This window comes from Pseudoflavonifractor sp. BSD2780061688st1 E11 (genome assembly GCF_005844125.1).
Lineage (GTDB): Bacteria > Bacillota > Clostridia > Lachnospirales > Lachnospiraceae > Sellimonas > Sellimonas catena.
Genome location: NZ_SPHM01000029.1, coordinates 40,538 through 48,839 on the forward strand (window position 1 = coordinate 40,538; position 8,302 = coordinate 48,839).

Annotated in this window: 7 protein-coding genes and 1 pseudogene; 7 read left to right on the forward strand and 1 reads right to left on the reverse strand. The window is 39.1% G+C overall.

What is annotated here, in order from left to right:
* Nucleotides 1-169: 169 nt before the first annotated feature.
* From FGQ85_RS12850 to FGQ85_RS12860, 3 genes are all read left to right on the forward strand, one after another.
* Complete coding sequence (locus FGQ85_RS12850; protein ID WP_243128560.1) at nt 170-1,273, forward strand: HNH endonuclease domain-containing protein; 1,104 nt, start codon at nt 170-172, stop codon at nt 1,271-1,273.
* A gap of 200 nt (nt 1,274-1,473) precedes the next feature.
* The gene (locus FGQ85_RS12855) at nt 1,474-1,956 is read left to right on the forward strand and encodes a MazG family protein (protein WP_138373629.1); all 483 of its coding nucleotides are present in this window, start codon (nt 1,474-1,476) and stop codon (nt 1,954-1,956) included.
* 273 nt (nt 1,957-2,229) lie between these two features.
* Nucleotides 2,230-3,276, forward strand: coding sequence for a virulence RhuM family protein (locus tag FGQ85_RS12860; protein WP_138373630.1), 1,047 nt, complete (start codon nt 2,230-2,232; stop codon nt 3,274-3,276).
* Between the two features lie 672 nt (nt 3,277-3,948).
* Here FGQ85_RS12860 and FGQ85_RS12865 read toward each other — a convergent pair.
* Nucleotides 3,949-5,223, reverse strand: coding sequence for an ATP-binding protein (locus tag FGQ85_RS12865; protein WP_138373631.1), 1,275 nt, complete (start codon nt 5,221-5,223; stop codon nt 3,949-3,951).
* Between the two features lie 188 nt (nt 5,224-5,411).
* On the opposite strand from FGQ85_RS12865, the pseudogene FGQ85_RS19190 reads away from it, so the two are divergent.
* The 4 genes and pseudogenes from FGQ85_RS19190 to FGQ85_RS12880 all read left to right on the forward strand — a co-directional run.
* Nucleotides 5,412-5,525: pseudogene (locus tag FGQ85_RS19190) on the forward strand (nucleoside triphosphate pyrophosphohydrolase); the annotation flags it as partial.
* 58 nt (nt 5,526-5,583) lie between these two features.
* Nucleotides 5,584-5,847, forward strand: coding sequence for a hypothetical protein (locus tag FGQ85_RS12870; protein ID WP_138373632.1), 264 nt, complete (start codon nt 5,584-5,586; stop codon nt 5,845-5,847).
* Nucleotides 5,848-5,885: 38 nt separating this feature from the next.
* Entirely contained in the window at nt 5,886-7,241 is a 1,356-nt protein-coding gene (locus FGQ85_RS12875; RefSeq protein WP_138373633.1) for a P-loop NTPase fold protein, read from the forward strand.
* 17 nt (nt 7,242-7,258) lie between these two features.
* Nucleotides 7,259-8,056, forward strand: coding sequence for a DUF262 domain-containing protein (locus FGQ85_RS12880; RefSeq protein WP_243128561.1), 798 nt, complete (start codon nt 7,259-7,261; stop codon nt 8,054-8,056).
* Nucleotides 8,057-8,302: the final 246 nt, after the last annotated feature.

Below are 8,302 nucleotides of genomic sequence, written 5' to 3' on the forward strand. Positions count from 1 at the left end.
GTGGATTTCGGGGACGGAATGGGGAGGAAAGGAGCTTTGGAGGGCTTAGAAATAGAGTGCTATCGGTTGGCGAAAGATAGAGAGTCTGATAAAATGGAAGGTAGAATTGTATGGTGTAAATGAGGAAAATAATCTTTTGGAAGAAAGAAGATTTAGTTAGGAGATTGATATGCAGTTACCATATTCGGACATACTGGACATTGCTCATTTTTCCAGACTGTTTGATAACAAAAGCGAGTGCTATAAATTATTCTGGTTTCAGGCGATTGCGCGGAAAATCAAAGAGGGACACACGATCATTACCTTCGAGGAACTGATCGATGAAATGATTGCCGATGCCTGGTATATGGTTTCGGAGTATCACTTAAATCTGGGTCCCAGTGATGCGCTGGAACGGGTGGTTCATCGCCTGGGGAAAATCAGCAATATGAAATCCTGTGAGAAGAAAGAAGTGATTCTGGACTATCTGGCAGCCTGTGAGGATAAAGAAGTCCTGACCATGAAACGGACTTTATCCCAGAACGTGCCTTATCGGCTGCAGGCATCTTTCATGGAGTCCATGAAAGGAAAAGAGTGGAACAGATCCGGCAAAAACCTTGCAGCAAGAATTAATCAGGAACAAAGACTGATGTATTATTTTTTACAATTCCGTGGACTGGATACCCGGATTCAGATACAGAAAGAATGGGCGGATTACATCGAACAGAACTATGAAATCATACAGGGATGGGTGGAGCGTAATCTCATCCAGTATCTCCAGAGAAGGAATCCAAGTGTTCCGGGAATCGTGGACAAGCTCTATCCGCCGAAAGAGAGGAATCTGGAAAAGGTAAAAAAATACTGGAAAATGATTGTTTCCATCAAACCTGTCTGCGAGATCTATGGAGAAGAACGGCTGAATGAGAAAAATATCTCGATTGATCATTTTGTGCCATGGTCTTATGTGGCGCATGATGAACTGTGGAATTTGACGCCGACGACCCGGAGCATGAACAGCAGGAAAAGCAACAGCCTTCCGGACTGGAATACTTATTTTCCGATGTTATGTAAAAGCGAATATTTATCTTACGAAATGATGTGGGAATATCCGGAAATCCATGCGGCTTTTGAAAAATGCGCCAAGGAACATCTGAATAATCAGGAGATTAAACACAAGCTGTATCAACGCGGACTGTCGGAAAGAGAATTCTCCGGGAGGCTGGAAGAGGTGATGCTTCCGGTCTATCAGTCTGCAAAAAGTATGGGATTTTCAAATTGGAGTCTGAGGGTGTGAGAGATGAAGTGATGGGTGCGTATTGCGGGAGACAGTGTTGAGTGCTGTACAGTGGGGAATTGGTGGGGAATGTGAGGTTTGAAGCTGTATGGAGCAAGGATCGTACCGAAAAGGAGCATTGAAAACAGGACAGCTGGGAAGAACGAAAAAGGATATTTCAAAAATAAGGGAGTATCTCAGAGATAAAGGAGTGAAATCATATGACAAAGTTTGAAGAATTTGAGCAGGTTGTTGCGAAACTTCGGGCTCCGGACGGATGTCCGTGGGACAGAGAGCAGACACATAAGAGCCTTAAAAAGCCGTGCATAGAGGAAGCAGCGGAAGTGATCTGTGGAATCAATATACTGGACAAGACAGGAAATCCGGATAACCTGAAAGAAGAACTGGGAGACCTGCTTCTGCAGGTAGTAATGCATGCCCGGATCGCAGAGGAAGAAGGATACTTTACCATGGATGATGTGATCCAGGGGATCATTGATAAAATGGTGCGGAGACATCCGCATGTGTTTGGGGATGCGGTCGTATCGGGATCAGGGGAAGTGCTGACCAGATGGGATGAAATTAAGAAGTGGGAGAAGGCGGGGAAAGAATGGACGGAAGCATATCTGCCAGAGGCGTTTGAAGAGGCAAAGGAGTTGATTGAGGAAGCGAAGGAGAGGAAAGGGGTTGGGGTGAGGGAGTGAGTTTTGGGGTGTATTGTGGTATTAGAGTATGCGGATCTTTATTTATAAGGTTTCTATGGGTACTGATTTTTGCTTTGGAGTGTCAATAGTGTAGTTTTCTATGGAGATGATGTAGTGAAATGGATATGAAGGTGAAGAAAAATATAGAGATAGCGAAAAGCATGGAGATTTGATAAAATTGAGATAAATGTAAATTTGAGCGAGAAAGGTCTAATTTCCGGAACCTATAATGAACTTATACAAAGTAGGAAATAAGAAGAGGAGGGATTTCGGGTGAACAAGAAAAAAGACGAAGTGACGATTCGATCCAGCGCAGCAGAGTATTTGACGTATGTGTCATCCATTGGCGATCAGTCGGATAGTATCGAAATGCGATATGAGGATGAAAATATATGGCTGACACAGAAGATGATGGCTACGTTATATGATGTAAATGTCCGTACAGTAAATGAACATATAAAAAAGATTTATAGTGATTCAGAACTTGAACCTATTTCAACTATCCGGAAATTCCGGATAGTTCAAACCGAAGGTTCCCGTCAAGTGAGCCGGGAAGTGGCACATTATAATTTGCAAATGATCATAGCCGTTGGTTTTAAGGTAAATAATGAGAGAGCAGTTCAATTTCGCAAGTGGGCTAATAGGATCGTGAAAGACTATACAATCAAAGGTTGGGCCGTGGATGATGAACGACTGAAAAATGGTGGTTCTATGCTTACTACGGAATATTTTGATAGATTGCTTGAACAGATACGAGAAATTCGTTTGTCAGAGCGTAGATTCTATCAGAAAATTACAGATATCTACGCTACATCCCTTGATTATGATCGGACGGCAAAAACGACAAAGCAGTTTTTTGCTAAAGTACAGAATAAAATGCACTATGCAGTTCATGGGCATACGGCGGCGGAATTGATCTATGAACGGGCAAATGCTGAGAAACCGCATATGGGACTTACTACATGGGCAGCAGCACCAGATGGTAAAATTGTGAAAAGTGATGTTAGCATTGCCAAGAATTATCTTACAGAGAAGGAAATGCGTTCTTTGGAACGAATTGTATCTGCATATTTGGATTTAGCTGAAGACCGAGCTGAACGTCATATACCTATGACAATGGAAGACTGGTCCGAGCGTTTAGATTTGTTCTTGATGGCGGATGACAGAGAGGTTCTGCAAGATTCCGGGAAAATTACAGCAGAAATTGCAAAAGAGAAAGCAGAAACAGAATTTGAAAAGTACCGGGTGATTCAGGATAGATTATATATGTCGGATTTTGATAAATATCTACTTGAATTAGAAGAAAATGCAAAAAAATAAACTAATATAATTTGAACTCTTGATAACGTATAATTAATTTCGCAAAATCAATTTCATAAAAATAGACATGGTTTATAGCCGTTTGGTAAAATTAAGTCACCACAACAAAATCTATCAAAGAAAGCTATAAAACCATGTCTGATAAGATTATACAGCTAAATGAAATGCCAAAAATATTCGACAAATATATTAATCAAACATTGACGGAAACACTATCTGCGATATAAACTAGAAAAAGAAGTTTAATGCATTAATTATCGACATTGAAAATTGAAGATATATCAGGAAACATCATAACTATTGACTTAATGGCTTGTATAATTTTATTAAGGAAACCATCATTTACTACAGAAAATATCACCGATAATAATCCGGCAAATAATTAACCAGTAGCCGGCAAAATGGTTATAGATCATTAATCTGTAAAAGCACTGAGTTGATCCTAATAGAGGATATAAAAGATTTATTGTCATAGAAAGTATACACATAGTTGGTAAAGCTAGGAATACATGTGCGAGACCTCTTCCTGTTAATGACCTCATTTGGTCCAGGATTTCGTCCGCATCCCCTGAATGGCGAAAATCGCCCGGCGCTAACAATGGTAAAAATTCTCACGAAGAACATAGAAAAAACGAGGGCTGTTCGGTCCTCGTTTCTTCTGCAAAATACTGATTAAATGAGCCAAACGGGTACATACCAGTTCTTTTCGTCCACAGGCAACAGATCGTTTGCCATACAGACCACACTTCCGGTTCCAATTTCAACCTTCAAAGACTCTAATCCTCCGAAAGCCGATTCCCTGCTAACGGGTTCCAATACCTTGAAATTTTTAATCGCGGCCTTACCCGGTGACGCCGATTTTTTGATCTCTATTGGAGAAAGAATACCATTTTGATATAGCAGCAGGTCGATTTCTTTCTGGTCTTTATCTCTGTAATAGAAAATAGGCGGCTCTTTTCCGGCGTTCAGATAACTCTTATAAATCTCTGAAAAAACATAGCTCTCAAAGAACGCCCCGGACATGGCGCCCCTTTCCAGGGCTTCGGAATTGCCCCATCTTAAAAGGTACGCTGCCAGGCCGGTGTCCAGGAAATGGATCAATGGCATCTTTACCACCCGTTTAAGTGCATTGTTGTGATAAGGCTGTACAAGCGCAATGATATGAGATGACACCAAAATAGAGAGCCACTTTTTGGCCGTTGGAGCTGAAATGCCCGCGGCACTCGCCAGTTCTTCATAGACAACAGGCTTTGAAGTCCACGCAGCAACAATCGTCATAAAATTGTAAAACTGCATTTCATCCGCGACCTGTGCCAGATCCCGGATATCCCTTTGCAGATAGGTGTTAACATAGGAGCGGTAATAAGTTTCCCAATCCACATTTTCATCTGCATAGAGTTCCGGCATAGAACCTTTGAATATCCTACGGTAGATCTCATTCAAATCTCTTTTTCTTTTTACAGGCAAACGCTCCATCAAATCCCCGGCTTCTGTCTGGAAAGGCTTGCTTGGTTCATGGTAGATTTCCGCATCGGATAATCCCAACAGGTTTACGATTCCAACCCGTCCGGCCAGACTTTCTCTGACATTTTTCATAAGGCGGAAAACCTGCGATCCTGTGATCCAGAAATCACCTTTTTTCTTAGAACGGTCAACACTCATTTTGATGTAGGGCAATAGCTCTGTTGCATACTGGATCTCATCAATCAGTACCGGTGGGGAATACCTCTGCAAAAACAGGGCAGGATCGTGTTTTGCCAAGTAGCGGACATCAGGATCATCCAGAGTCACATATTTACGCTCTATGCCTTCGCTTTGCTCTGTCTCTGACATCCTTTGCAATAAGGTCGTTTTTCCAACCTGTCTGGGGCCGGTTACCAGCAGCACCGGAAACATTTTGGACACCCGTGCAATCGTATCTTCCACAGCTCGTTTGATATATGCCATGACAATCTCTCCCTTCGGTTATAGTATAGTCAATTTCATTTAGAATATTCGTCCAAACCAAATTATAATTTTATTATAGCCAGAATTTCATAGATTGTCAACGAAATATCCGGCCAAACCAAATTATAATTTTCGTTTAGCCGGATCATTCGCCGGAATTTAAGTGGATATATTCTAACTAATCTAACCAGGGGATTATTGATAAAATGGCGCAGCGGCATCCACATGTGTTCGGGAATGCAGTCGTGCTGGGTTCAGGTGAAGTGCTGACCAGATGGGATGAAATTAAGAAATGGGAGAAGGCGGGAAAAGGATGGACGGAAGCATATCTGCCGGATAGTATCGAAATGCGATATGAGGATGAAAAACAAGGTAAAATTTACCTTTTTAAAAGCTCTCGCCATAAAATTTAAAAAAATTAGCACTCACCTCTTGGCTCGTTTGGGGTGGTTTTGTCCTGTGGTGTCAGAGCCCGTAAAGCCTTATTTTACAAGGTTTTTACGGGTTCTTACTTTTTGTCTGGGAGCGTCAAAAATCGTCATTTTGAAAGAAAATGGTGTAGTAAATGGTGTAGTAAAATGTAAGATAGATGGTTGTACTCCAAGTCTTTCTATGAGAAAATAAATTAAGTATTTTCGATAATCAGGAGGACCGAAGTAAAAATGAAAAAATATGTTCAGGAGGCAACAGATATAAATGTCTGGACATCTTTAAAAGACAACACTTTTGATAGGGGTAAAGACATACGGGAATTTATTGAAGGTTTGGAATTGATTGAAGGGAACGCTTTTATTAGTTTGGATGCAAAATGGGGAGATGGAAAGACTTTCTTTGTTAGACAGATTGAGGAAACATTAAAATATTTCTGGGCAAAGAAAATGGAAACAGAAGAAAAGCCATTAAAAGATTTAAACTCATATGAGTACTTAAAAGAAAGCGTGGCTGTAAAGCAGACTACAGTGGAACATATTTATTTGCCGGTTTATTATAATGCATGGATGTATGATGATCATAATGATCCCTTAATGTCGCTCTTACTCGTAATGACAAAACAGTGCGGTGGGGCGTACAATACGAAAATCAATACGAAATCCCTTGGTGAACGGTTGCTTGCGGTTGCCTCTTCCCTACCGATTTCAATCAAAAAGGTAAATCCGGCTACACTCATAAAAGATCTCCAAGAGGGAAAGATGGATATATTGAGTGCAGTCAAAACAGAAGAAGATATCAAAGAATGTGTTCGAGATGTCTTTAATGATATTATTGTTGAAGAAGCTGAAAAGCTTGTGATTTTTATTGATGAATTAGATCGTTGCAAACCGTCTTTTGCAATTGAAATGTTGGAAAGAATCAAACATTATTTTGACGATGAAAGAATCATTTTTGTAGTATCATTGAACAAAGAACAATTGATACATACTATTTCAAATTATTACGGGAGCGAATTTGATTCAACCAGATATTTGAATCATTTTTTTGATGTTTCAATCAATTTGCCTGAGATTAGTAGGTCTCAGCGACAAAAAGTACAGTGTACCGATTCAGAGCGTTTTTGGATAACGTTAATTGCCGATGCGCTTAGTGATTATTATGGATTTTCTCTTAGAGATAAACTTATATATAAAAGTAGCATTGAGTCAATAACTCGAGAGGTTGGAGATGCATTCAGTTCGGATAAGATGTATTTAATTATATTCGAAGTTATAGTTGTTCTTTTAGATATGGTCGATGCAAAAGAGAAAAAGGCCTTTTTGGAAGGAAAGAGTAATATTTTAATTGACTTAATGCCTAGAATTGAAATTTATAAAAAGTATATTGTCAGAAGCTTTGGGATCGACATTGGAGATGGTTACGAAGAAAAACTTACAGAAAAATATAAATTGGTTCAAGCTGTTTATGAGTATGTATTTGGAAGAGTCACTGAAGAATATTTTAAGGAAGCAGATATCAGCAGAAATCTGAAAGAAATTTGTATCAGAGCCTGCAATGGACTAAAATCTCAGAATAGGAAAAAATAAGATAAGAGGTTACAAATATGATTAAAACAGTAGATCAAACCACCGTGGCTGAAATTTTTTCAATTAATAATGATAAAATTTATAAGATTCCTAAATATCAACGTGAATATACATGGGGAATCAATGATTGGGATGCACTGTTCAACGATATAACAGATAATGATTATGGTTATTTTCTTGGGTCATATATCTGTGTAAACAATGGATCTTTAAATGGAACAATACTTGAGGTGATTGATGGACAGCAGCGTTTCTCTACGTTGATATTACTCTTAACAGCACTATATGATAAACTGTCTGAGCATAAAGCAGAGATGGATGATGATGATCGAAATGATCTTGCCAATTTAAGAAGTGAATTGGCAAACAAGAAACAAAGTTTTATTGCTGATGGACAAAAGAAAACAGAATACAAACAACGTTTGTTTCTTCAAAAACAAAATATGAATGACGAAGATTTTTCATATATTCTGTACGATAAGGGGATTATAACCGATCAAAAAGTTAAGCCGTTAAACTTTGGAAATCGACGTATCGCGAAAGCTTATAGACACTTCGGCAAACTGATTGAAGACGAAGTTACAGAAATCAGGAATGAGAATCATAACATAACAGAAGTAGGAGCACTCTTTGGTATTGTTCGTAAATTCGAGACTGCAGTTCTCGTTGGAATTGAAGTTGATACAAATAAAGATGCATATATGCTTTTTGAATCATTGAATCATAGAGGGGTTCCGCTGTCCGCATTGGATTTAATAAAGAATACTCAAACTTCGCACTTGAATAAGTGCCTATGCACCTTGAAAATTCAATAAGTTCTGGCAATAAAATAGCATGAAACCATCTGGTTTGATATAATTGAATTGACCAAAAAACAATTAAAACCGGAGGCTCATGCTATGAATATCAGTATAACACAAGCGAACCAAAATGATAAGCAGATTTCAAAATCTATTAAGAGATTTTTTACGCGGTTTCACATCTCCCGACTTTGCCACTTTCTCCATTCTAACAACTGAAAAATATATTGAAAATACAGCCTTTGGGTTGTATTTTTTTAC